Here is a 25,474-nt window from a genome sequence, read left to right on the forward strand (position 1 = left end):
GCTTAGGCAGAGCCGGGCCTTTTTAATCAGGTTAGTGGTCTGGCCACTTTAGGTTCGGCCTTATATTGATGCAAGTACATGAGAAGGCGAAACTTTTTATTCCGTTACTATTTAGGGAGGTACGAACTTGCTAAAGGAATTATTAACAAAATCCAAAAAAAGAAAGTATGCAGCAATACCTTCCGAAGCAGCTAGACAGGATGTTCCGGAAGGCATCATGACAAAATGTCCTGGTTGCAAGAAAATTGTTTATACCCGTGAACTGGAAAAGAACTTGAAAGTTTGTTTCCAATGCGGTCATCACTTTCCAATGAATGCCCGTGAAAGGGTAAATAGCTTCCTGGATGAAGGAAGTTTTGATGAATTCAATGCAGACATGGTTTCTGTCAATCCTTTAAACTTTCCGGATTATCTTGAAAAAGTGGAAAAGGATAGAAAGAACACAAATATAAATGAGGCAGTTGTTACTGGAATCGGCGAGGTTAATAGCCTGAAAATTGTACTGGCTGTCATGGATTCCACCTTTAGGATGGGGAGCATGGGCTCTGTAGTTGGTGAAAAAATCACCAGGGCCGTTGAAAAGGCGGGAGAATTACGAGTTCCTTTTGTCATCTTCACTGCTTCTGGCGGTGCCCGAATGCAAGAGGGTGTTCTAAGCCTTATGCAGATGGCTAAAACAAGTGTCGCACTAAAGAAGTTCAGCGATGAGGGCGGACTGTTTATTTCAATTATGACTCATCCGACAACAGGCGGGGTTTCGGCCAGCTTTGCATCACTTGGGGATTATAATATCGCTGAGCCGGGTGCGTTAATTGGCTTTGCGGGCAGACGGATTATTGAGCAGACAATCAGAGAAGAACTTCCAAAAGATTTTCAGACCGCAGAGTTTTTGTTAAAGCATGGCCAGCTTGATGCTGTTATCAGCAGGCATGATTTGAAAGATAGAATTGGTGTAATACTGGAAATGCATCAGGGCAGGGAGGATCTCGTATGGTAGGTGAGCTGGAATTCGAGAAACCTATAATAGAACTTAGAAAAAAGATAACTGAACTTAAAGAATATACCCAAAAAACCGATGTTGATTTAACAGCAGAAATAGACAGGCTTTCAGCCCGCCTTGAAAAGCTTGAAAATGATGTATATTCAAATATAAAGCCATGGGACCGTGTCCAGATTGCCAGGCACCCGTCCAGGCCGACCACACTTGATTACATTGGCTATTTGTTTACCGACTTTTTTGAATGCCACGGCGATAGGCTTTATGGCGATGACGAAGCGATTGTTGGCGGAATTGCACAGTTCAAGGGGAAGCCGGTAACGGTCATTGGCCATCAGCGTGGCAAGGACACAAAGGAAAATATCCGCCGTAACTTTGGCATGCCGCACCCTGAAGGGTATAGGAAGGCATTAAGGCTTATGAAGCAGGCTGAAAAGTTCGGGCGCCCGATTATTTGTTTTATTGATACAAAGGGCGCATATCCCGGGAAAGCTGCCGAGGAGCGCGGCCAGAGTGAAGCAATTGCAAGGAATCTTTTCGAGATGGCTAGTATGCAAGTTCCAATAGTTTGCATTGTAATTGGTGAAGGAGGAAGTGGTGGAGCCCTGGCGCTAGGGGTAGGCAACCATATCCTTATGCTTGAGAACTCTACCTATTCTGTTATTTCACCAGAGGGAGCTGCCTCTATTCTTTGGAAGGATGCTTCCAAAGCAAGGCGTGCTGCAGAATCAATGAAAATAACCGCACCGGACTTAAAGGGCCTTGGCATCGTTGATGGGATTATACCGGAAGTAAGAGGCGGCGCCCATCGTGATGTTGAAAGCCAGGCGCTTGAAATTGAAAAAGCGTTGTTCCGTTCTCTAAAAGAACTATCAAAACTATCACCAACGGAACTAACCGTCGATCGTTATAACAAATATAAGGCAATTGGCGAATATTCGTTTTTAAACAACTTTATCGGGGTAAATTAATGGCGTGCTTTCTTAGCACGTCCATTTTTTTGCGATATTTTTGGCCAGTTTGTAAACAATAGCAATAAAACGCTTTCACTTTGCGGATAATTCTGTGTTTTGGTTTTTTCCGCCGATAAAGTTGTTAGACCTCATACTTAGTGGTATTTTAGAGTTATCCTTGGGTTAAATGTGAATAATAACTCAGATAGCTTCAAAATAAAAAATACATATGCTTAAAAACGGATAAGAGGTGAATTGGATGAAGAAGATTGGTGTTCTGACAAGCGGTGGGGATTCTCCAGGAATGAATGCTGCCATTCGGGCGGTTGTACGTAAAGGTATTTACCATGAGCTTGAAGTGTACGGAATTTATGGCGGATATGCCGGATTGATGAACGGGAACATCCATAAGCTTGAAATAGGTTCGGTTGGGGATATTATTCAAAGAGGGGGAACGATTCTCCAATCTGCAAGAGCATTGGAATTTAAAACAAGAGAAGGTCAGCAGCAGGGAATTGAACAAATGAAGAAGTTTGGAATCGAAGGCCTGGTTGTCATTGGCGGAGATGGTTCTTACCGTGGAGCAAAAGCTCTGACAGAACAAGGTTTTCCGTGTGTAGGTATACCTGGAACAATTGATAATGATATTCCCGGCACCGACTTTACGATTGGATTTGATACAGCACTTAATACAGTTATAGCTGCAATAGATAAAATCAGGGATACTGCCAGCTCACATGAACGCACTTTCATTATTGAAGTAATGGGGCGTGATGCTGGTGATATTGCTCTTTGGGCTGGACTTGCGGGAGGTGCGGAAACTATCCTGATCCCGGAAGAAAAATATGATGTGAATGATATCGTTGATAAGCTGCGCCGAGGCAGTGAACGAGGCAAGAAACATAGTATCATCGTTATTGCTGAAGGAGTGGGCAGCGGAGTTGACTTGGCCCGGGAGTTAAAAGAACTAACCGATTTTGATACAAGGGTTTCCGTTCTTGGACATATCCAGCGCGGCGGATCTCCAACGGTCAGGGACCGCGTTCTTGCCAGCCGGCTTGGTGCCAGGGCAGTTGAGCTTCTAATTGAAGGAAAAGGCGGAAGGGCAGTCGGTATCGAAAAAAATCGCATTGTTGATTACGATATTATTGAAGTGTTGGAAGAAAAGAAACATGTCTGTGATTTGGATATTTATAAATTATCACAGGAATTGTCTATTTAAGGTTAGCTAACAGGAGGAACTAAAATGCGCAAAACTAAGATTGTCTGTACAATTGGACCAGCAAGTGAGAGTGTTGAAAAACTCAGTTCATTAATGGAAGCAGGAATGAATGTAGCACGCTTGAATTTCTCTCATGGTGACTTCGAGGAGCATGGTGCTAGAATTTCAAGAATCCGTGAAGCAGCTGAAAAGACCGATAAAAATGTTGCAATCCTATTGGATACGAAAGGTCCTGAAATTCGGACCAATAACATGAAGGATGGCGCAATTGAGTTAAAATCAGGCAATGAAGTCATTGTTTCAATGACTGAAGTTGAAGGTACAGAGGAAATGTTTTCTGTAACTTATCCTGGCCTTATTGACGATGTGCACCCAGGTTCGAGGATTCTTCTTGATGATGGCTTAATTGGTCTGGAAGTACTCGAGATCAATAAAGAGAAGCAAACAATCAAAACAAAAATTCTGAACAGCGGCACTTTAAAAAATAAAAAAGGTGTTAACGTTCCGGGTGTTTCAGTAAATTTACCGGGAATTACTGAAAAGGATAAGAACGATATCCTATTCGGTATTAGCCAGGGCATTGATTTCATCGCTGCTTCTTTTGTTAGAAGGGCAAAAGATGTTCTTGAAATCCGCCAGCTTCTAGAAGATAACAACGCTTCCCACATTCACATCATCCCTAAAATTGAAAACCAGGAAGGCGTTGATAATATTGACGAAATCCTTGAAGTTTCAGATGGATTGATGGTAGCGCGTGGAGACCTTGGTGTTGAGATTCCTGCCGAGGAAGTACCGCTTGTCCAAAAATTGCTCATCAAAAAATGTAATGCTGAAGCCAAACCGGTTATTACAGCTACGCAAATGCTGGATTCTATGCAAAGGAACCCAAGGCCAACACGCGCTGAAGCGAGTGACGTTGCAAATGCGATTTTCGACGGAACAGATGCAATCATGCTTTCTGGCGAGACAGCTGCTGGACTTTACCCGGTTGAAGCTGTCCAAACTATGCATAACATCGCTTCAAGAGCTGAAGAAGCGCTAAACCATAAAGAAATCTTAACAGCACGCAGCAAAGATACTGAACACAATACTACTGATGCTGTTGCTCAATCGGTTGCACATACCGCCCTTAACCTGGAGGTAAGTGCTATCATCACTCCTACGGTAAGCGGCCACTCTGCAAAAATGGTTTCCAAATACCGTCCAAAGGCTCCAATCGTAGCCGTAACATCAGATGCAGGCGTACGCAGGCGTCTAGGGCTTGTATGGGGTGTTTATCCTCAGTTGGGCAGACAAGTTAAAGGTACTGACGAAATGCTCGATATTGCAGTTGGCGAAAGCTTAAACAGCGGCATTGTAAAGCATGGCGATTTAGTTGTTATTACTGCAGGTGTCCCAGTTGCAGAAGCTGGAAGCACAAATATGATGAAAATCCATATCGTTGGTGATATTCTTGCAAAAGCTCAGGGCATTGGCAAAAAATCAGCCTATGGAAGAGCTGTAGTTGCACGAAATGCAGAGGAAGCAAACGCAAAAGTACAGCCAGGCGATATCCTTATCACATTCGGCAGCGATCGTGATATGATGCCTGCAATTGAAAGATGCGGAGCGCTTATTACTGAAGAAGGCGGGCTGACAAGCCATGCAGCAGTTGTGGGCCTTAATGTAGGTATTCCAGTTATCGTTGGTGTCGAAAACGCAACTTCGATCTTTAAGGATGGCCAGGAACTTACAGTAGATGCTAGTACTGGATTTATCTATGACGGACATGCAAGCGTACTTTAAGAAGACTATTGAGTTCTAACACAATATTCTAAACAAAAAGAAGGGGGAGTTCCCTTCTTTTTGTTTATTCGCATGAATGCGCCGTTCCCGTTTTCCCTTAACACATTACGAGAAAAATCACGGGCATGTGGCCGTTAACAGGGATATCCCTGCTAATTGACGCTTTACAAAAGTGCCAATGCGGCCAATAACCGTAATCATTCATATTTGTTATACTTGCTTAAAGGATAAAAAGTTATTTTAATAGGAGGGCCTCGCTTGTTCCGAATATGGTTCTTTATCTTAATTATAGTTGTACCAGCAGCTGAAATTGGTGTATTGCTTTGGTCAGGCAAACAGATTGGCGTCCCTTTGACTGTACTGCTTATTATTTTGACAGGTATTCTCGGAACGTATCTGGCACGAAGCCAGGGAATGAAGATTATCAATCAGGCAAGGCAGCAGCTCAACTATGGCCAAATGCCCGGTGACGCTGTTCTGGACGGGATATGCATCCTGATTGGGGGTACAATGCTGCTATCGCCTGGCTTTCTTAGTGATGTGTTCGGGATTCTCCTGCTATTGCCGTTAACCAGGAAGTTTTTAAAACGATGGCTGGCACTTGCTATTAAACGTTGGATAAATAAAGGCAATGTAAAAATAATAAGATGAACAACAAAATCGCAAGTGCCTTTGTGACGGGCAAAGGCACCACGTTCCAGGTAAAGAGCCGTCTGCGCTGTTAATTCAAGGGAGCTTTTATTTGTCTCTCTGCGATACTTATCCTGCCGGAGCATTGCTTTTGAAGTTAGACAGTTCTGAAAATAAGATATATTTTCTACTAATAAAACAAACGCCGGAATCCACAGAGATCCGGCTTTTATATTTTTTATTTCACTTGTTTCCAGATTGATTGCCTTTGATATAGGTCCAAATATCTCTAAATACATTTGCTCGTCTTAATGTGTTTATAACTACGAGCACAACTGGACCAACGATAAGTCCTAGAAACCCTAGCATTTTAAAGCCTACAAATAGAGCTATCAATGTCGCCAGTGGATCCAGCCCGATGTTTGAAGACAGAATTTTAGGTTCCATGACTTGGCGTTGGACTAGCACAAGGATGTAGAGAACACCAAGGCCAATGGCAAGCCTGATATCGCCCGAAATGACTTCAAATAAAATCCAGGGAACGAAAACTGCTCCGGTCCCAAGGTACGGAATAATATCGACAAGGCCGGCAACAAGTGCAATTGTAATTGCGTAATCAACTCGAAGGAAAAGCAGCCCGATTAAAATAATAACTGTTGTAATTGAGATTAGAGTCAGCTGCGCCCTTGCAAAGCCGAAAAGGGCTCTTTTTAAATCAACAAACACTTTTCTGCTGCTTGTCCAGGCTTTTCCAGGCACAAGGCGTCCGCCAATAGCTGTAAGACGGTACCAGTCTTTACTAATAAAAAAGGTTGCAAGGAAAGAAAAGATCAGAACAGTTGCTGCATTTGGAAACCACCCGAGAATAGCAGGTATATTTTCAAAAAAACCTTGCAGGAAATCTCCAACTGTTGTTCCGAACTTTTGGCCTGCATTTTGAATGTTTTTCAAAATAGTTTCTTGCTGACCGGCATCAAGATCGTTGAACATTCCTGTCACCTGGTTGTAAAGAGGGATTACCTGTGAAGCAAACCAGTTCTCGCTAAACCGCACAAGCGTATTCAAATGGGATGGAAGCACAGCGGCCAAATAAGTGGCACCACTTACAATCTCAGCGACTAAAAGGGTGATGATTCCCGCAAATATGGAAACTAACAAAAGGAGAGTAAGAAGAACGGCAACCGGCCTTGGCATTCTCCCCTTTTTTTCCATAAGATTAACAGCCGGATTCATCAGAAAAGCAATAATGAATGCAATAAGGAACGGATAGGCAATAACAGACACATAATAAACTGAAATAAGTAGAAGCACTGAAATTACGATAATAAATAATAATTTGATGGCCCGGTTAAGATAAACGGAGTTCAATGACATTGCCTCCCTGGGTTTAGTCGTCCTTTATAAAGCGTAAACTTGAAATTTAGTGTGAGTAGTCTTTCGGATATGTAAGTAATTTGGCTCGTTTGGCAAGAGTGTTTAATATCGATACCCAACGGTTAGATTTAATCTAAACATCTTGATTATTTTTAGAGCGCAAGTGTTTGAATAATCAAGATAAAGTAAGTGGAGGTCAATGCTCGGTACCTCCAAAAGAAGGGAAGACCTATCATGTATCAGGCATATTTATTCTTGTTTCTGCTGCTCGGCATTGCTTTTGCAGCAAAAAATCAATCGCTTATGATTGCTATCACTGTTTTGCTTTTATTAAAAATGATTGGCCTTGATGGAAAAGCTTTTTCCTACCTGCAGACTCGAGGCATTAATTGGGGTGTAACAATCATTACGATTGCAGTGCTTGCCCCCATTGCAAATGGCACCATAGGATTTAAGGATTTAGGAGGAGCTTTCAAATCCCCATACGCCTGGATTGCATTGCTTTCCGGTCTGCTGGTAGCAATGCTTGCTAAAGGTGGAGTAACGCTTCTTGCAGAAGACCCGCATATCACGACTGCGCTTGTATTAGGCACAATCCTTGCCGTCTCTCTTTTCAATGGGGTGGCTGTAGGACCTTTAATTGGCGCTGGAATTGCATATGCAGCTATGAAGCTGCTGGATTTTATCCCTCGTTAAAAGGCAGTTAGACCCCCACCTCAAGTTCCGAATATGCGAGGAAGGAAGTGGGGGATTAAATGCCCAATTATGACCAACCAGGGAAGAACGCTTGCAAATGGAGTATTAACCCCGATTTTTCGTGGATTTGCTCATTTTATCAATGATCCACTTGCAGATTGGCGGTGAGAATACTTTTTGAATATAGCCTTGCATCTATAGAAGATGAACCCTTGTTCCCTTATATGCGGCAATCAGAATAGATATGACAGGTTGTCCATACAGAACAGCCAATTTTTGAAAAGATATTAGGGAGGAAGAAGAAATAGTAAATCATTTGCAATTAAATTATCAGCCCTTTTTTCTACTAATATAGTAATTTTAATTTTTCCAAATCCTTTTCGTTCACAAAAATCTGATAATTGTTTATAATAGAACGTGTAAGCGCAATCTTTTTTACATATAACCTATTGTTATGATTAAATAATTGTGTATAGTGTATAGTGGAAAGGAATGAGGCAGGCACCTATCCAGTACTGGAAGGGCTACCATAAAGTTTGGCATGTGCCCAACGGCATATGCTGATTTTTTCGGGGACGTTCCGAGCGAGCGCTCAAACTTTAGTTTTTATTCCATAAACACTATAGGACAGAGGCATGGGGAAAATTTAAAAGGCAAAGGAGAGATTGGAGATGTCAGTTACACGCGGTCTCGAAGGAGTTGTTGCAACAACCTCTTCCATCAGCTCAATCATCGACGATACATTGACGTATGTAGGATTTGATATCGATGATTTAGCAGAGAATGCTAGTTTCGAAGAAGTTATTTACTTGCTATGGCACCGCAAACTTCCTACAGAAACAGAGCTAGAAGTGCTGAGGGGCCAATTGGCTGCCGAAGCAAGCCTGCCGCAGGAAGTGTTAGACCATTTTAAAATGTATCCAATTCAATCAGTGCATCCAATGGCAGCCCTAAGATCCGCGGTTTCACTACTAGGATTGTACGATACAGAAGCAGACCTCATGAATCAGGAGGCAAACTATCGGAAGGCGGTCAGGCTGCAAGCTAAAATGCCGTCACTTATTACTGCGTTTGCCAGGATTCGAAAAGGGCTGGAGCCTGTAGCGCCAAGGCAGGATCTTGGCTTTGCGGCGAACTTCCTATATATGCTTACTGGAAATGAACCAGATGCGATTGCTGTAGAAGCCCTGGACAAAGCACTTGTCCTCCATGCAGACCATGAATTGAATGCCTCAACATTCACTGCAAGGGTTTGTGTGGCAACCCTTTCTGATGTCTACTCTGGTGTTACAGCGGCAATTGGTGCATTGAAAGGCCCTCTTCATGGGGGAGCAAACGAAGCGGTTATGAAGATGCTGAAAGAGATTGGAACGCTTGAAAATGTGGAGCCTTATGTCAGGGGCAAACTGGCGAATAAAGAGAAAATCATGGGCTTTGGCCACCGTGTCTATCGCCAGGGTGACCCGCGTGCAAAACATCTTCGCGCCATGTCGAAAAAGTTGACTGAGCTTACTGGAGAGCCTCATTGGTATGAGATGAGTACACGCATTGAAGAAATTGTAACGGGCGAAAAGAATCTGCCGCCAAACGTCGATTTCTATTCCGCTTCTGTATATCATAGTCTTGGAATTGACCATGACTTGTTTACACCTATTTTTGCAGTAAGCCGTGTCTCAGGCTGGCTTGCCCATATTCTCGAACAATATGAAAATAACAGGCTAATCCGCCCGCGCGCCGATTATAACGGCCCTGGAATGCAGAAGTATGTGCCAATCGGCCTGCGTTAACGATTGTTGAACATTTTACTTTCCTGTTTCCACATGGTGTAATAGATTAGCAGGGACTCATGTTTTTAACCGGGTTCCCTTCGCAGCCGTAAAGGTTAGAAGCTTTGGCTTCTAACCTTTATGATGGGCGAAACAATAGTTGATTTAGTATTTGAACAATGGAGGGAGTTTTTAGGATGCAAGGAGAAAAAATTACAGTACAAAACGGGGTATTGAACGTACCTAACAATCCAGTAGTTCCATTCATTGAAGGAGACGGAACTGGCCCTGATATCTGGGCATCGTCTGTAAGGGTTCTTGATGCAGCGGTTGAAAAAGCATATAAGGGTGAAAAGAAAATAGTTTGGAAGGAAGTTCTTGCTGGGGAAAAAGCGTTCAATCAAACTGGTGAATGGCTTCCTAAGGAAACTCTTGAGACAATCAACGAGTACCTTATTGCAATTAAAGGTCCTTTAACAACCCCAGTCGGTGGTGGAATCCGTTCCTTGAACGTTGCACTACGCCAGGAGCTAGACCTGTTCGTTTGTTTACGTCCTGTAAGATGGTTTGAGGGTGTTCCATCGCCTGTTAAGCGTCCCCAAGATACTGATATGGTAATTTTCCGTGAAAACACGGAAGACATTTATGCGGGTATTGAGTACCAAAGCGGTTCCGATGAGGTCAAAAAGCTGATCAACTTCCTGCAAAATGAGATGGGTGTAAACAAAATCCGTTTCCCGGAAACATCCGGTATTGGCATCAAGCCTGTTTCGGAAGAAGGTACAACACGACTTGTACGTGCTGCCCTGAATTATGCAATCAAGGAAGGCCGTAAGTCGCTTACACTTGTACATAAAGGTAATATCATGAAGTACACAGAAGGTGCCTTTAAGAACTGGGGCTATGAATTGGCTGAAAAAGAATTCGGAGATAAAGTGTTTACTTGGGCACAGTACGACCGCATCAAGGATGAACAGGGAACCGAAGCAGCCAATAAGGCTCAGGCTGATGCAGAAGCAGAAGGCAAAATCATCGTGAAAGACGCTATCGCTGACATTTTCCTACAGCAAATTCTTACTCGTCCAAAAGAGTTTGACGTTGTTGCAACGATGAACCTGAACGGTGACTACATTTCCGATGCTCTTGCTGCACAGGTTGGCGGAATTGGTATCGCACCTGGCGCAAACATCAACTATGAAACTGGCCACGCCATTTTTGAAGCAACTCATGGAACAGCACCTAAATATGCGGGTCTCGATAAAGTGAATCCTTCTTCAGTCATTCTATCCGGTGTGTTGATGCTTGAACATCTTGGCTGGAATGAAGCGGCCAGCCTAATCGTAAAATCTATGGAGAAAACTATTGCCTCCAAGGTTGTCACATATGACTTTGCTCGTTTGATGGAAGGCGCCACTGAAGTTAAAACTTCGCAATTTGGCGACGAACTGATTAAGAACATGGAATAGGGATGGGAGCAGGCGGCTTTGTCCGCCTGTTGGTCAATTTAAAAAAAGCGGAGAACAAGGGGGATATTTTCATGTCACTGAAACGCAAAAAGATTTCGGTTATCGGAAGTGGTTTCACGGGTGCCACTACAGCTTTCCTGTTGGCACAGAAGGAATTGGGAGATGTAGTTCTCGTTGATATTCCACAAATGGAAAACCCGACTAAAGGAAAAGCTCTTGATATGCTTCAGGCAGGTCCGGTACAGGGCTTTGATGCGAACATCACCGGTACATCAAGCTATGAAGACACAAAGGATTCCGATATTGTCGTTATTACTGCAGGCATTGCCCGTAAGCCCGGCATGAGCCGTGACGATCTTGTCCAAACAAACCAGAAAATCATGAAAAGCGTTGCTCAGGAAGTCGTCAAGTATTCTCCAAATAGTTTCATCGTTGTTTTGACCAACCCAGTCGATGCCATGACCTATACTGTATTCAAGGAAACAGGATTCCCTAAGAACCGAGTCATTGGCCAGTCCGGCGTCCTTGACACAGCCCGTTTCCGCACCTTTATTGCCCAGGAACTGAACTTGTCTGTTAAAGATATTACCGGTTTCGTTCTTGGCGGGCATGGAGACGAAATGGTACCTCTTGTCCGTTATTCCTATGCTGGAGGCATTCCGCTAGAGACGCTCATTCCAAAGGAACGCCTGGATAGTATCGTAGAGCGTACTCGCAAAGGCGGCGGTGAAATTGTTAACCTTTTAGGAAATGGGAGTGCATACTATGCTCCTGCCGCTTCCCTTGTAGAAATGTGTGAAGCTATCCTGAAAGACCAGAGGCGTGTTCTTCCATCCATTGCCTATCTAGAAGGCGAATATGGGTATGAAGGCATCTATCTTGGTGTACCAACCATCCTTGGTGCTAACGGTATCGAAAAAGTTATTGAACTTGAGTTGACGGAAGAGGAAAAGGCTGCACTTGATAAGTCTGCCGAGGCTGTCAGAAATGTCATGACTGTTCTAGCATAAATCCAGACCTAACAAAATTCGGGGGGCAGCCCCCGAATTTTTTTCTAACTTGAAAGTTTTCTATAGTATTGTGTATCAAAAGGCCACTAAAAGAATAAAATTAATTTTTCTAAAGGCATTGAAATAACTCGCTTAATTTTCGCTGCTAGCGTCTGCGTGGTTTGTCTGGTTCTTGGCGACTCTGCAGTTAAAGAAATGGACAGTGCGGTCGTCAATAGAGATTCTTGGCGACCCTGCAGGTAAAGAAATGAAGAGTACGGTCGTCAATAGAGGTTCTTAACGACTTTGAAGGTAAAGAGATAAAGGGTACGGTCGTCAATACAGGTTCTTAACGACTTTGCGGGTAAAGAATTGAAGGGCAGAGTCGTCAATAAAGGTTTATTAACCTATTCTCCCGTTAGGACTTCATTGTAGAGACATCGCAGGAGAAAATGCGGATGCATTTTCGAACGAGTCTTCGGTACAACCAACAATTCCAATAAATAAACAAAATACATTAACACAGCTTTCTAAAATGCATGTCGTTCTTTTGGGTAAAATAATTACTTACACCCATTAAAAAGCATTAAGACCAAATTCCGCTTCCGCTGGAGGTGCCAAACAGTGATTTTAGGAAAAAAGCGCAAATTAGGCAGAAGGATTGAGGAAATAAAACCCGGCGAAAAATTGGCCCTTACCGAAAAAATTGAGGATAGGGATTTGCTTCTGTATCTCGGCCTTACAAATGATGCAAACCCACTTTATATTCAGCATGACTATGCATCGCAAACACCATATGGAAAACCAATTGTTCCAGCAGTCATGCTGATAGGAGTTATTACCTCAGCTATAACAAAATACCTTCCTGGGCCTGGAAGCCACATCTTATCCCAGGAACTTGAGTTTCCAAAGCCAGTCTACCATTATGGAACCGTAGATTTTCTGCTTGAAGTGATTGAGGTAGATGAGAAGAAGCATGCGATTACCATTTCTATTGAAGGCACGAATGAAAAAAAAGAGCCGGTTATAACAGGAAAAGTGAAAGTCTGTCCTCCCCATCCTCTTGCGGATATGGATGGCAGCGTACTTGAAAACTTTTAAGGCAGCTAAAAAGCTGTCTTTTTCTTGTTTAAGGGAATTATAGATTTCGCGACTGTGGATAACTTTTATTACTGAGCGTATCTACGTCTAGCTCCACAAGGAACGCATCGGCAGCATAAGCATCGCACGAAATTACGCGATAGCGTAATGAGGAGCGCCTACGCGTGCGCAAACTTCAGGCCTCCTTCCTACGATAAGTCATCATCGAATCGCTAACGCTTTTCGTGATTCCTTTACCCCACCTTAAAGGACAGTAGGCCTCCTACGTCGTCAACTGTCCCTAAAGGTCCGATTCATTCACCTAACCATCAGCAACAAACGCTGATGGAAGGTTCATTTTATCTCAGTCGAAGTCCCTCCAGTTTGTACGGCGATGACCACTAAGGAAAGCTCCTTAGAATAATCATCGCAGGGACAGGCGGCACTTTGCCTGTCACGAAGGCGCTTGCGCTTTTGTTCTTTGTTTTTGGAAAAGTTTGGAGTTCATATGATTTCGAAGGCATTTTTGCTAACACTTCAGCTAAAAATAGAAGTTAAACCATGCTATTAAAGCTTAAAGAATTGCCAAAGGGCAGGGCCTTTATTGAAGGAGCGGAGGACACTAAGCCCTCTGAATAATCGAAATCTGATAATCTCGATAAGTCTCTTTATACTTGGTTAACATGTGTACAGAAAGGAAACCTGGATAAAGCAGCACCTATTTTGCGATACGCAGGAGATTTCGCTTTTCTTGAAGCCATTATTTTTTTCCTATACTATAGAATTGATAGAAACTTTAAAAGTAGAAGAACAATAAAAGAACCGGGGGACATTATGAAGAAAAAAGTGCTGGTTGTGGATGATGAACAGTCTATTGTTACGTTATTGAAGTACAATCTTGAGCAAGGCGGCTATGAAGTAATCACCGCTATGGATGGAGAAGAAGGCCGAGAAACAGCTTTGCGGGAAAAACCGGACATGATTATTCTGGACCTCATGCTTCCTGGCATAGACGGAATTGAAGTGTGCAAACAGCTGCGCCAGCAAAAAATTATGATTCCCATCCTCATGTTGACAGCGAAGGATGATGAACTTGATAAGATTCTTGGCCTTGAACTTGGCGCGGATGATTATATGGTGAAGCCATTTAGCCCGAGGGAGGTTCTTGCCCGTGTCAAGGCAATTCTCCGAAGATCCGCTCAATTCCAGGAAAAGCAACAGGAGGAGCCTGTCGAACAGGAAGCAATACAGATTGGGGCATTGAAGGTCTACCCCGATCGGTTTGAAGCGTTTTTCAATGAAGAGGTCCTCGAACTGACTCTTAAAGAGTTCGAATTGCTCAATTGCCTGGCACAGAACAAAAACCGTGTTCTGACTAGAGACCAGCTTCTTAGCACGGTCTGGAATTATGACTTCGCAGGAGATACAAGGATTGTGGATGTACATATATCTCATCTTAGGGAAAAAATAGAGTCAGATACCAAAAAGCCGCAATATATTAAAACAATCCGGGGGTTGGGCTATAAACTAGAGGAGCCTAAAGGAGAATGACAAAATATAGGACAAGGCTTTTAATTGCACTTGTCTTCCTGATTGTTGTAGTTCTGCTTGGTCTCGGACTTTTACTCGGACAGTTGTTCAAGGATTATTATATCGACTCGTTCTATGAGCGCCTCGAAAAAGAAGGCAACCTTGTCAGCCGTTATATAGAAGACTATGGAGGCCTTGAAGGCACCGATAAGCAGGAATTGGGCAGGTTTGGCGATGATCTGGGAGCAGGTATTATTCTGGCTGACAGCAAGGGCAATATTTTATACAGCAGCAGGGAAGCAGCTTTAAACACTGCCGGAATGGTAAAGGACGCCATTTCTGGTAAGAAGGAGCGGAAGCGTTTCTTTAACTTAAAAGATGATCAAGATACACATTATTATTGGACTGAAATAAGAAATGGGGACATAACCGAAGGCTACCTTTTTCTGAGTCTTGCATCAAGTGAGTTAAAAGATGCGTACAAAAATATATGGTGGCTTCTTTCCATCAGCCTTTTCCTTGCTCTTATTATCATAACGCTTCTGGGGATGAGAATCACCAAGCGGTATGCAAAGCCCATCGAATCGGCTGCTAATGTTGCTATGGAGCTTGCCAAAGGGAATTACCGTGCACGCACTTATGTAGAAGATAAGGTTGATGAAACAGGGCTGCTGAGTTCTTCTATCAATGTTTTGGCCAGGAATCTCGAGGATATGGCCAGATCTCAGGAAATGCAGCAGGAACGGCTGACCACCCTGATTGAAAATATCGGAAGCGGGCTGGTTCTTATTGATAGCCGCGGATTTATCAACTTAATAAACCGGGGATATAGCGATATCTTTGATGTCGATTCGGCAGATGTTCTTAATAAGCAATATTATGAGGCGATTCCATACCCGGAAATTAATGAAATGATTGAAACTATCTTTATCACTGAGAAAAAGCAGCAAGCCCAGGTCGTCCTTCCAATCTCGATTGAACGAAGACATTTTGATGTATCAGCACTCCCGATTATCAGTACCCATAGTGTCTGGAAAGGGGTCTTGCTCGTATTTCATGATATTACTGAGCTAAAGAAGCTGGAGCAAGTGCGCAAGGATTTTGTTGCAAACGTATCTCACGAGTTAAAGACACCGATTACATCTATTAAGGGATTTACTGAAACATTGCTTGACGGGGCAATGAACGATGAAAAAGCACTTCGGGATTTCCTTTCGATTATACAGAAGGAAAGCGACAGGATTCAGCATCTAATTCAGGATTTGCTTGATTTATCAAAAATAGAACAGCATAATTTCCGGCTCGATATTTCTAAATTTGATGTCGTAAGCCTTGTGAAGGAGGTCACGACTCTCCTTGAAGGAAGGGCAACCGAAAAAAATATTACGGTTGACGTCTTCAATGATCCAGAACAACTGGAGATGGAAGGTGATCCATACCGGCTCAAGCAAGTTATCATCAATTTAATGTCAAATGCCATTGCATATACTCCTCGGGACGGGCAAATTGAAGTAACTGTTGAAGATACCGGGAAAAGGGTAAGGCTGATGGTGAAGGATAATGGTATGGGAATAGCACAGGCCGAGATTCCAAGGATATTTGAACGTTTTTACAGGGTAGATAGGGACAGAAGCAGGAATTCAGGCGGAACTGGCCTTGGCCTTGCGATTGTAAAGCATATTGTGGAAGCCCATCATGGGAAAATTATCGTGAAGAGCAACCCTGGCCAAGGAAGTGAATTCATTCTCGAGTTTAGGAAGTCATTCAGGGGCAGATCTAAAAGATGACCGTTTAAGGATCGAATTTTTAACGTGCTATGTTGTCTGGCGGGTTTTGCGAAATGAGGAGGAATTGATTTGGAAAAGAAAAAGTTAGTTTTAATTGACGGAAACAGCATTGCCTACCGTGCTTTTTTTGCATTGCCGCTCCTCAACAATGAAAGAGGCATCCATACAAACGCTGTGTACGGTTTTACAATGATGCTGAACAAAATACTTGAGGATGAAAAACCGACTCATATGCTCGTAGCATTTGATGCCGGGAAGACAACCTTCCGCCATAGCACGTTCAGCGAGTATAAAGGAGGCAGGCAAAAAACACCGCCAGAGCTTTCCGAACAATTCCCATTCATCCGTGAATTGCTGGATGCCTACCAAATTCCACGATATGAACTTGAAAATTATGAGGCGGATGATATCATTGGAACTCTTTCCTTAAAGGCGGAACAGGAAGGGTATGATGTCAGGGTCATTTCCGGAGACAAGGATTTAACCCAGCTTTCTTCTGATAAAACAACTGTCGGAATTACAAGGAAGGGTATCACCGATATTGAGGAGTATACTCCGGAACATATAAAAGAAAAATACGGGCTTGCGCCGTGGCAAATAATTGATATGAAGGGGCTTATGGGAGATTCTTCAGATAATATTCCAGGGGTTCCAGGTGTAGGTGAAAAGACAGCAATCAAGCTGTTAAAAGAATTTGAAACGCTTGAAAAGCTACTGGAATCGACCGACAAGGTTTCCGGGAAAAAGCTGCGTGAAAAGCTTGAAGAATTCAAGCAGCAGGCAATCATGAGCAAGGAATTGGCCACAATTACAAGAGAAGCTCCCGTTGAGATCCAACTCGATAATATTTCATTTGAGGGCTATGATCGGGAGAAACTTATTTCGATTTATAAAGAGCTTGGCTTCAATTCGCTTTTAGAAAAACTTGGGGGAGACGAAGGTGGCGGAGCGGATGACACTGAGCTTTCCGAGGTTGAGTATGAAATACCTGCGGAAATAACCCCTGATTTATTAACAGATGATTCAGCGCTTTATGTCGAGATTCTTGATGATAATTACCATTATGCAGATATCATTGGTTTTTCAATTGTAAATGAAAAGGGAAACTATTTTATTCCTTCAACAATTGCCTTCAAATCGCCGGCTTTTAAGGAATGGGCAGAGGATGAAACCAGCCTTAAAGTCGTGTACGATGCAAAAGGTACTGAGGTTGCACTAAGGCGCCGCGGAATTCATTTGAAGGGTGTCGTATTCGATGTATTCATTGCCGCTTATATTACCGACCCAACCGCGAGCTTTGATGATCTTTCTGCAATTGAAAAGAAATACCGGTTAAAGAATGTTCAAGCTGATGATACCTTCTATGGACGGGGGGCAAAAAGGAAAGTTCCGGAACAGGCAGAACTTGCTGGCCACCTTGTACGGAAAGGTATTGCTATCCGTGAGCTAAAGCCTCTTTTAGAAAAGGACTTGCGGGAAAACGGGCAGTATGAACTTTTTACAGAGCTCGAAATGCCATTGACGCTTGTGCTTGCCGATATGGAATCTACGGGCGTAAAAGTGGACCTTGGGCAATTGAAAGCGATGGGCAAAGAGCTTCTCGAAAAATTGGCTGTCATAGAAGAACAAATCCATGAAATGGCTGGCGAGAAGTTTAACATCAATTCGCCAAAACAGCTTGGCACGATACTTTTTGAAAAACTCGGCATGGCGCATGGCAAAAAAACAAAAACAGGCTACTCCACTTCAGCTGATGTCTTGGAGAAGCTTTCTGCGGATCATGAAATTATCCGGCTGATCCTTGATTACAGACAGTTAGGAAAGCTTCAATCAACCTATATTGACGGGCTTTTGAAAGTCGTTGACCCTAAAACCGATAAAGTCCATACCCGCTTTAATCAAGCGCTAACTGCTACAGGCAGGCTTAGCTCAACGGATCCCAATCTGCAGAACATTCCAATCCGTCTTGAGGAAGGCAGGAAAATCCGGAAAGCATTTGTTCCATCTGAAGAAGGATGGGTCATATTTGCTGCTGACTATTCACAAATTGAACTGCGAGTGCTTGCCCATATTGCAAATGATGAGAAGCTCATTGAGGCGTTTAAATCTGGGGAAGACATCCATACGAAAACGGCGATGGCCGTTTTCCATGTCGAGGCAGATGAGGTCACTTCTAATATGCGCCGCCATGCCAAGGCAGTTAACTTTGGGATTGTATATGGTATAAGTGATTTCGGTCTTTCCCAGAGCCTTGGGATTACCAGGAAGGAAGCAGGCCAGTTCATTGAACGCTACTTGCATAGCTACCCGGGTGTCCAGGACTATATGGAGGATATCGTCAAAATCGCCAAGCAGCAGGGCTATGTGACCACTTTGCTGCACAGAAGGCGGTATATTCCCGAAATTACAAGCCGCAACTTCAACCTTAGAAGCTTTGCAGAGCGGACAGCCATGAATACTCCAATCCAGGGAACTGCTGCAGATATTATTAAAAAAGCGATGGTTGAGATGGCTGATGCATTAAGAAAAGAAGGTCTGAAGTCGAACCTTCTTCTTTCCGTACATGACGAATTGATTTTTGAAGCACCCAAGGAAGAAATTACAGTACTTGAAAAGCTTGTTCCTGAAGTTATGGAAAATGCAATCGAATTAAAGGTGCCTCTAAAGGTCGATTATTCATACGGACCGTCATGGTACGATGCAAAATAATGAATCAGTTTCTTCATAAAAGGAGGTGCCCGATTGCCTGAGCTTCCAGAGGTAGAAACGGTCCGAAAAACACTTGAACATTTAATTATTGGTAAAACAATTAAAAATGTATCGGTATTTTGGCCGAAAATGGTTAAAAATCCAGTGGATACAGAACAGTTCACTGATGCCCTAATGGGACAGAGCTTTCTTGAAATCGGCAGACGGGGAAAGTTCCTGCTTCTTTATACTGATGACTTTACTTTAGTTTCCCATCTGCGCATGGAGGGAAAATATTCGCTTGATTCGGCTGAGGAACCTGTTAATAAGCATACCCACGTAATTTTTCACTTTGAAGATGGATTCGAACTAAGGTACCGGGATGTCCGCAAATTCGGCACGATGCATTTATTCCTTAAAGGATCAGAATTTGAACAAGCGCCATTATTTGGGCTTGGACCGGAGCCTTTCTCAGTAGAATTCACTCCGGAATATCTTGCAGGAAAGCTAGCAAGAACCAACCGAAAGATTAAGCCGGCTCTATTAGACCAGACAATACTGGTCGGACTCGGCAATATTTATGTAGATGAGGCGCTGTTTAGGGCAAGAATTCATCCGGAGCGCCTCGCTAGCTCCCTTACAGAGGAAGAAATTGAGGTTCTCTACGTCCAGATTGTCGCAACCCTTGGGGAAGCGGTTGAAAAGGGTGGAAGTACAATCCGATCCTATGTAAATTCTCAAGGGCAGATGGGCATGTTCCAGCAGGAGTTGCTTGTTTACGGACGGAAGGATGAAGAATGCAAAGCCTGCGGGAATCCGCTTTCGAAGAGTGTTGTTGGAGGAAGGGGCACTCATTTTTGCCCTAACTGCCAAAGACTTCAGGATGAAGGGGGAACAGTGTGACACTTACAATTGGATTAACTGGCGGAATCGCGAGCGGCAAAAGTACAGTCTCCCGGATGTGTATGGAAATGGGAATTCCGGTTATTGATGCCGATGTTGAGGCACGCCTCGCCGTAGAGCCAGGTGAACCTGCATATGAAAAAATAGTATCCAGCTTTGGAAAAAGCATTCTCTTGCCTGATGGCGGAATAGATCGGCCGGCACTTGGTTCAATTGTGTTTAATAATGAAGAAAAAAGGCTGTTATTAAATTCTTTTGTACATCCAGAAGTTAGGAGAAGGATGCTTGGTAAAAAGGAGGATGCTTTAAAAGTTGGAGCCCGAACGGTTTTTCTTGATATCCCGCTCCTCTTTGAAAGCAAGCTGCAGTATATGGCTGATAAAACGGTTGTTGTTTATGTGGATCGTGAAGTTCAGCTAACCCGGCTGATGGAAAGGAATGCTTTTTCCAAAGAAGAGGCGGAGTCGCGCATCGGTTCGCAAATGCCGCTCTCGGAAAAAGCTGCCATGGCTGATGCTGTCATCAACAATAATGGTACAATAGAGGAAACAAAACGCCAGCTATTGGAGATACTTGAAAGGTGGCAGGCAGGATATTAAGTTTAAGAGGCCCCAAAAGTAACTTTTGGAGGCCTCATTTTTATTTGATTGAGACTGGAAATGTTCAACTCACTTATTGGTTACATTTCACATCTCTTAAGCCCCCAAAATGTTACCAATACACCTCCTTGGTTACATTTCACCTTTCTCTAGAGCATGAAACGTTACTAATGCACCTTATTGGTTACATTTCGCATGTCCTCAGAACCTAAAACGTTACCAATACATCATTTTTGGACAGCCCCAGCCTCATATAGCAAAGGTTATACTATACTCGTCAAGGAAAATTGGTTATACTATTCATGGTATTCTGACTAGTTTTAAACATATCCTAGACGTTACACTATTTTTAGAATTCTTTTTAAAAAAGACACTTTATTTGGCACCTTTATTGATAAATATGTTATACTAATTCTATAAAAACCACTTTAAAAGTATAACATAAATGAAGGAAGGGGCCGTTACATGAAGGCGAGAATAGCAATAAATGGATTTGGAAGAATCGGAAGAATGGTTTTCCGGAAAGCAATCCTTGAAAATGATATAGAAATTGTCGCGGTGAATGCCAGTTATCCTGCGGAAACATTGGCTCACCTGCTAAAATATGATACAAACCATGGTACATTCGATGGTTCCATAGTTCCTCTTGAAAACGAATTGATTGTGAATGGTAAAAGGGTTAAATTGCTGGCTAACAGAAACCCTGAGCAGCTGCCATGGGGTGAATTGGATATTGATATTGTGATTGAAGCTACTGGCAAATTCAATTCCCGTGAAAAAGCAGCTCTCCATCTTGATGCTGGGGCGAAAAAAGTTATTTTGTCTGCTCCTGGTAAAAATGAGGATGTCACAATTGTAATGGGTGTGAATGAAGAAGCATTTAACATTAATGAGCATGATATTATTTCTAATGCTTCATGCACAACAAACTGCCTCGCGCCGGTTGCCAAAATTCTTGATGAGAAATTTGGTATTGATAATGGCTTGATGACAACTGTACATGCTTATACAAATGACCAGAAAAATATCGATAATCCACATTCGGATCTGAGAAGGGCCCGTGCGTGCGGCCAGTCTATTATTCCGACTACCACAGGTGCCGCCAAAGCTCTTGCGCTAGTGCTGCCGCAATTAAAAGGCAAGCTTCATGGTATGGCATTAAGGGTGCCGACTCCGAATGTTTCGCTGGTTGACCTTGTTGTAGACCTCAACAAGGATGTCACTATAGATGATGTAAATTCCGCGTTCATTGAAGCGGCCAATGGAGAATTAAAAGGGATTTTGTCATATACTGAGGAGCCGCTGGTTTCCATTGATTTCAATACGAATCCTCATTCTGCTATCATTGACGGGCTGTCCACCATGGTAATGGGAAGCCGAAAAGTAAAGGTGCTAGCCTGGTATGATAATGAATGGGGATATTCCTCAAGGGTAGTCGAACTGGCAAAATTCGTCGCATCGCAAATTTCTAAAAAGTCCGAAATGAAAGTTGGTTAACCTTCACTGCCTTTTCAACTCTAATTCGCTATTAAAAAGCTGCCACATGTCGGCAGCTTTATTTTTTTGGACAAGTTGATGTGCGATAAAAAATCCTCTTGTTATACATAGTGGGATTTATAAGGGTGAAGAATGACAATTCACGGGTGCCAGGAGAACAAAGTTTTATTTATAAGGGCGATGAAGTTCAGCATTGTCAGAAAGACAAAATGTCATTCATAAGAAGCAGGAATGAAAGAGGAAATAAAAACCGAAGTATTGTAGTTTCTCAGGTTGCAAAATGAATATAAAGGAAGTATACTAGTCATCGTGAACTTCTTGGAACTGGTATCCATTCATTACTTAAAGGGTTAGGACCTCATTGGACTAACTTTCCCCCGTGGTAATGGCCGGTTGCCGTCAGCACAAAGTTTCTGGAAGGAAGCAAAAATGTTAGAGGGGGATAATGAATATGGAAACACTAGGTAGACATGTGATCTCTGAACTTTGGGGATGCGATTTTGAGAAATTGAACAACCTGGATTACATTGAACAAACATTTGTCGAAGCTGCATTAAGGTCTGGTGCGGAAATCCGTGAGGTGGCATTCCATAAGTTTGCTCCGCAGGGAGTAAGTGGCGTAGTCATTATTTCCGAATCTCATCTGACGATTCATAGTTTTCCTGAACACGGCTATGCAAGCATTGATGTATATACGTGTGGAGATTTGAATCCAAATGTTGCCGCAGATTATATTGCTGCCGCCTTGAATGCAAAAACCCGGGAGAATATTGAGCTTCCACGTGGCATGGGCCCTGTCCAGATTAAACAGGCAAAAGCCCTGTAACTTCATAACTACTACTATTCGAGGCGCTAACGAAGGCGCCTCTTTTTATTTTATTGGTAAAATGAGTTACACTTATTATATAAATGTTGCTGATATATTTTCAGCCCGAGAGAGACATGGAGGTAGGAACCTTGAAGTTATTTGCGCGTTTTCGAAATAGCTGTGAAACAAATGAAGGCCATGGGGATGCTGATTTGCGTACCCATTACTATCGTGCCAATAAGGATACGCTATTCGTCACAGTTGAAGGCATCATAAAGAAAAGAAAGGGCACGGTCATTACGGACTCCTCGAAGGAGCGTGGTGAAATTGCTGCTGATATAACCAATCCATTTGCTTCATTTTTGATTGCGACTATTGTAACTGTCAGGCCATTTGAAACCGCGGTCGATTTTCATCTATCCACTGAACGGTTTTCACCTTTGGGTAACTATCCAGCATTGAAAAAGGTAATTCTTGAATTGTATCAAGAACTAGACAAGGCGCATACATATATTGGCGCTGGGAAAAACGCGGAATAAATCTTGTACATTAAGTTTGTTTTTAATAAGATTAAAGGTGATGAAACTATTTAAATATCACCGCCGGTCTCCTTTTTTGAGAAGGGCCGGAATGATGGAGCTGATTTAGTTTGAAATGCCCGGCATGCCAAAATAGCGGTACCCGTGTACTTGACTCCAGGCCTGTTGATGAAGGACGCTCGACAAGAAGGCGTCGTGAATGTGAAAAGTGCGGCTATCGGTTTACAACATTTGAAAAGGTGGAAGAAATCCCTTTGATTGTTGTAAAAAAGGAAGGAACCCGTGAAGAATTCAGCCGCGACAAGATACTGCGTGGGCTGATAAAAGCCTGTGAAAAGCGGCCCGTGCCACTCAAGGAGATTGAAGATATTACTGCAGATGTTGAAAAGGAACTCCGGAGCCAGGGTGTTTCGGAAATTAAAAGTGAGGCAATCGGTGAAATGGTGATGGATAGGCTAGCGCTTATTGATGAAGTCGCCTATGTCCGTTTCGCATCTGTTTACCGCCAATTCAAGGATATAAATGTCTTTATTGATGAGCTGAAAGAATTGATTAAAAAGGAACAGAAATAAGTATTCTAAGGGAACTCTTTTCCCTTCGCTCTGCAGGCATTCGCAATCGAAAGCGGATGCCTCGTTTTTCTCCAGAAGTTTGCCACTGCTGGACTTATAGATTAGGTTGGAAGGTGAAGGTATATGGCTCAACATTGGCAGGAATTAGTCCCGGTAGACCATTATGTCGTGGCTTCCAATGGACTGCTTCATGATTATGACAGAAAAATACTCTCCTTCCTTTATCAGCCTCTGATAGGGCCGGACTGCTTCAGTGTCTATTTGACTCTTTGGGGAGAACTGGAGGAAAACCGGCTGTGGGCTGATTCCTCGACCCACCATTTCCTGATGAATATGACAGGAATGAACCTAAAAGGAATTTATGAAGCGAGGCTAAAGCTTGAGGGCATTGGCCTTTTAAAGACGTATGTAAAGAGTGAAGAAGGAACCCGTTCGTTTATCTACGAATTGCAGCCGCCTCTTAGTCCAGAACAGTTTTTTATGGATGGAATGCTGAATGTCTATTTATACAGGAAAATAGGAAAAAATAATTTTGCCAGACTGAAGAAGTTCTTCTGTGACAAGGCAATGGACGTGAATGAAGGGTATAGGGACGTGACAAAAGCCTTTCAGGAAGTCTACTCTTCGGCACCGCCGGACGCTATTCATTACCTTCAGGACCATGCTGTCGACCTTAATGCTGAAGAGGGACAAACATTCATAGGCAGGAATGAACCTAATCCAATTCAGATTCCAAAAGAAACGTTTGACTTCAATTTGCTTATTTCAGGCCTAAGTGATTCCCTTTTACCTAAAAAGGCACTCAATGAAAAAGTAAAGGATGCCATTAGCAATTTGGCTTTCCTGTATTCAATCGATGTTATGCAAATGAAGAATATAGTCCTAAGCGCTATAAATGAAAATGATGAAATTGATCTGGAAGAGCTCAGGAAGGCTGCCCGGGATTGGTACCAATTCGTCCATTACGACAAATTGCCAGCCCTTGTTGAGCGGGTGCAGCCTCCCGCATACAGAGAGCAGCTTGAAGAACCAAAGACGCAGGATGAAAAATTAATTCACTATTTCGAGACGGCATCCCCACTTCAGGTTTTAAGAGATTTATCAGGAGGAGCGGAGCCATCCAAAGCTGATTTGCAAATCATCGAGGATGTCATGTTCAATCAGAAGCTAATGCCTGGAGTTATCAATGCTTTGATTCAAACAGTTATGATTAAAAGCGATATGAAGATGACGAAGAGTTATGTTGAGCGGATTGCTAGCCATTGGGCGAGGAAGCAGCTAAAGACTGCAAAGGAAGCAGTAGATCTTTCAAGGAAGGAACACAAAAAGTACCTTGAATGGAAAAACTCAGGCTCACCTGCTTCCACCGGGACAAAGCGCCAGCCAAAGAAAAATACAATCCGTCAGGAAATACTTCCGGATTGGTTTGATGAGGAGTCAAGCAAAGCCAGTCCTGAAAGCAAAGAGTCCTCAGCAGAACTTGAAGCCCGAAAAAAGGAAGTAGAAGAGAAACTAAAGGCCTTTAGGGAGTAGGATACCCGGCATTAGTAAGCTTGTTGATTAAGTAATAGAAGTTTCGCTTATATACCCAGA

21 protein-coding genes are annotated in these 25,474 nt (G+C 42.9%); 20 read left to right on the forward strand and 1 reads right to left on the reverse strand.

Going from position 1 to position 25,474, the window contains the following annotated elements:
- The first annotated feature begins 127 nt into the window (after positions 1-127).
- The 5 genes from accD to TY16_RS23425 all read left to right on the forward strand — a co-directional run bounded on the left by accD (position 128) and on the right by TY16_RS23425 (position 5,608).
- Positions 128-997, forward strand: coding sequence for an acetyl-CoA carboxylase, carboxyltransferase subunit beta (accD, locus tag TY16_RS23405; protein ID WP_043934124.1), 870 nt, complete (start codon positions 128-130; stop codon positions 995-997).
- Complete coding sequence (gene accA / locus TY16_RS23410; protein ID WP_043934125.1) at positions 991-1,968, forward strand: acetyl-CoA carboxylase carboxyl transferase subunit alpha; 978 nt, start codon at positions 991-993, stop codon at positions 1,966-1,968. Before accD ends, accA begins: the two co-directional genes overlap by 7 nt.
- Positions 1,969-2,209: 241 nt before the next feature.
- A complete protein-coding gene (pfkA, locus tag TY16_RS23415; RefSeq protein ID WP_043934126.1) occupies positions 2,210-3,172 on the forward strand; it encodes a 6-phosphofructokinase in 963 nt (320 codons plus the stop codon).
- 24 nt (positions 3,173-3,196) lie between these two features.
- On the forward strand, positions 3,197-4,957 hold the full coding sequence (gene pyk, locus TY16_RS23420; RefSeq protein WP_043934127.1) for a pyruvate kinase: 1,761 nt from the start codon (positions 3,197-3,199) through the stop codon (positions 4,955-4,957).
- 258 nt (positions 4,958-5,215) lie between these two features.
- The gene (locus TY16_RS23425; RefSeq protein WP_081773088.1) at positions 5,216-5,608 is read left to right on the forward strand and encodes an FxsA family protein; all 393 of its coding nucleotides are present in this window, start codon (positions 5,216-5,218) and stop codon (positions 5,606-5,608) included.
- Positions 5,609-5,830: 222 nt separating this feature from the next.
- Here TY16_RS23425 and ytvI read toward each other — a convergent pair whose 3' ends face one another.
- Positions 5,831-6,955 (reverse strand): sporulation integral membrane protein YtvI, encoded by a 1,125-nt coding sequence (gene ytvI / locus TY16_RS23430; RefSeq protein ID WP_043934128.1) that lies wholly within the window; start codon positions 6,953-6,955, stop codon positions 5,831-5,833.
- Between the two features lie 240 nt (positions 6,956-7,195).
- On the opposite strand from ytvI, the gene TY16_RS23435 reads away from it, so the two are divergent.
- The 15 genes from TY16_RS23435 to TY16_RS23505 all read left to right on the forward strand — a co-directional run bounded on the left by TY16_RS23435 (position 7,196) and on the right by TY16_RS23505 (position 25,414).
- Complete coding sequence (locus TY16_RS23435; protein ID WP_043934129.1) at positions 7,196-7,657, forward strand: DUF441 domain-containing protein; 462 nt, start codon at positions 7,196-7,198, stop codon at positions 7,655-7,657.
- A 671-nt stretch (positions 7,658-8,328) separates the two neighbouring features.
- Positions 8,329-9,444 carry a citrate synthase gene (gene citZ, locus TY16_RS23440; RefSeq protein WP_043934130.1) on the forward strand — a complete coding sequence of 372 codons (1,116 nt, stop codon included), beginning with the start codon at positions 8,329-8,331 and terminating at the stop codon, positions 9,442-9,444.
- Positions 9,445-9,620: 176 nt separating this feature from the next.
- Positions 9,621-10,889 carry an NADP-dependent isocitrate dehydrogenase gene (gene icd, locus TY16_RS23445; RefSeq protein WP_043934131.1) on the forward strand — a complete coding sequence of 423 codons (1,269 nt, stop codon included), beginning with the start codon at positions 9,621-9,623 and terminating at the stop codon, positions 10,887-10,889.
- Positions 10,890-10,960: 71 nt separating this feature from the next.
- Positions 10,961-11,899, forward strand: a complete 939-nt coding sequence (gene mdh / locus TY16_RS23450; RefSeq protein ID WP_043934942.1) for a malate dehydrogenase — start codon at positions 10,961-10,963, stop codon at positions 11,897-11,899.
- A 603-nt stretch (positions 11,900-12,502) separates the two neighbouring features.
- Complete coding sequence (locus TY16_RS23455) at positions 12,503-12,979, forward strand: MaoC/PaaZ C-terminal domain-containing protein (protein WP_043934132.1); 477 nt, start codon at positions 12,503-12,505, stop codon at positions 12,977-12,979.
- A gap of 813 nt (positions 12,980-13,792) precedes the next feature.
- Entirely contained in the window at positions 13,793-14,509 is a 717-nt protein-coding gene (locus tag TY16_RS23460; protein WP_043934133.1) for a response regulator transcription factor, read from the forward strand.
- The gene (pnpS, locus tag TY16_RS23465) at positions 14,506-16,275 is read left to right on the forward strand and encodes a two-component system histidine kinase PnpS (RefSeq protein WP_043934134.1); all 1,770 of its coding nucleotides are present in this window, start codon (positions 14,506-14,508) and stop codon (positions 16,273-16,275) included. Before TY16_RS23460 ends, pnpS begins: the two co-directional genes overlap by 4 nt.
- 69 nt (positions 16,276-16,344) lie before the next feature.
- On the forward strand, positions 16,345-18,984 hold the full coding sequence (polA, locus tag TY16_RS23470; protein ID WP_043934135.1) for a DNA polymerase I: 2,640 nt from the start codon (positions 16,345-16,347) through the stop codon (positions 18,982-18,984).
- A 33-nt stretch (positions 18,985-19,017) separates the two neighbouring features.
- The gene (gene mutM, locus TY16_RS23475) at positions 19,018-19,866 is read left to right on the forward strand and encodes a DNA-formamidopyrimidine glycosylase (RefSeq protein ID WP_043934136.1); all 849 of its coding nucleotides are present in this window, start codon (positions 19,018-19,020) and stop codon (positions 19,864-19,866) included.
- A complete protein-coding gene (gene coaE, locus TY16_RS23480; RefSeq protein ID WP_043934137.1) occupies positions 19,863-20,465 on the forward strand; it encodes a dephospho-CoA kinase in 603 nt (200 codons plus the stop codon). The genes mutM and coaE overlap by 4 nt, the downstream gene beginning before the upstream one ends.
- A 465-nt stretch (positions 20,466-20,930) precedes the next feature.
- Positions 20,931-21,962, forward strand: a complete 1,032-nt coding sequence (locus tag TY16_RS23485) for a glyceraldehyde-3-phosphate dehydrogenase (RefSeq protein ID WP_043934138.1) — start codon at positions 20,931-20,933, stop codon at positions 21,960-21,962.
- A gap of 451 nt (positions 21,963-22,413) precedes the next feature.
- Positions 22,414-22,788: an adenosylmethionine decarboxylase gene (speD, locus tag TY16_RS23490; RefSeq protein ID WP_043934139.1), complete on the forward strand. Its 375-nt coding sequence runs from the start codon at positions 22,414-22,416 to the stop codon at positions 22,786-22,788.
- Positions 22,789-22,919: 131 nt separating this feature from the next.
- Positions 22,920-23,309, forward strand: coding sequence for a hypothetical protein (locus TY16_RS23495; protein WP_052342842.1), 390 nt, complete (start codon positions 22,920-22,922; stop codon positions 23,307-23,309).
- Between the two features lie 110 nt (positions 23,310-23,419).
- On the forward strand, positions 23,420-23,881 hold the full coding sequence (gene nrdR, locus TY16_RS23500; RefSeq protein ID WP_043934141.1) for a transcriptional regulator NrdR: 462 nt from the start codon (positions 23,420-23,422) through the stop codon (positions 23,879-23,881).
- Between the two features lie 123 nt (positions 23,882-24,004).
- Entirely contained in the window at positions 24,005-25,414 is a 1,410-nt protein-coding gene (locus tag TY16_RS23505; RefSeq protein ID WP_043934142.1) for a replication initiation and membrane attachment family protein, read from the forward strand.
- The last annotated feature ends 60 nt before the right edge of the window (positions 25,415-25,474 follow it).

The sequence above is a fragment of the Bacillus sp. EB01 genome (genome assembly GCF_000613125.1).
Lineage (GTDB): Bacteria > Bacillota > Bacilli > Bacillales > Cytobacillaceae > Bacillus_D.

Excerpts from the sequence above, each read along its gene's own strand:
- TY16_RS23460 (WP_043934133.1), top strand. The coding sequence starts at position 13,793 with ATGAAGAAAAAAGTGCTGGTTGTGGATGATGAACAGTCTATTGTTACG.
- pfkA (WP_043934126.1), top strand. The coding sequence starts at position 2,210 with ATGAAGAAGATTGGTGTTCTGACAAGCGGTGGGGATTCTCCAGGAATG.
- icd (WP_043934131.1), top strand. The coding sequence starts at position 9,621 with ATGCAAGGAGAAAAAATTACAGTACAAAACGGGGTATTGAACGTACCT.
- pnpS (WP_043934134.1), top strand. The coding sequence starts at position 14,506 with ATGACAAAATATAGGACAAGGCTTTTAATTGCACTTGTCTTCCTGATT.
- TY16_RS23505 (WP_043934142.1), top strand. The coding sequence starts at position 24,005 with ATGGCTCAACATTGGCAGGAATTAGTCCCGGTAGACCATTATGTCGTG.
- TY16_RS23435 (WP_043934129.1), top strand. The coding sequence starts at position 7,196 with ATGTATCAGGCATATTTATTCTTGTTTCTGCTGCTCGGCATTGCTTTT.
- speD (WP_043934139.1), top strand. The coding sequence starts at position 22,414 with ATGGAAACACTAGGTAGACATGTGATCTCTGAACTTTGGGGATGCGAT.
- mdh (WP_043934942.1), top strand. The coding sequence starts at position 10,961 with ATGTCACTGAAACGCAAAAAGATTTCGGTTATCGGAAGTGGTTTCACG.
- accA (WP_043934125.1), top strand. The coding sequence starts at position 991 with ATGGTAGGTGAGCTGGAATTCGAGAAACCTATAATAGAACTTAGAAAA.
- citZ (WP_043934130.1), top strand. The coding sequence starts at position 8,329 with ATGTCAGTTACACGCGGTCTCGAAGGAGTTGTTGCAACAACCTCTTCC.
- pyk (WP_043934127.1), top strand. The coding sequence starts at position 3,197 with ATGCGCAAAACTAAGATTGTCTGTACAATTGGACCAGCAAGTGAGAGT.
- TY16_RS23485 (WP_043934138.1), top strand. The coding sequence starts at position 20,931 with ATGAAGGCGAGAATAGCAATAAATGGATTTGGAAGAATCGGAAGAATG.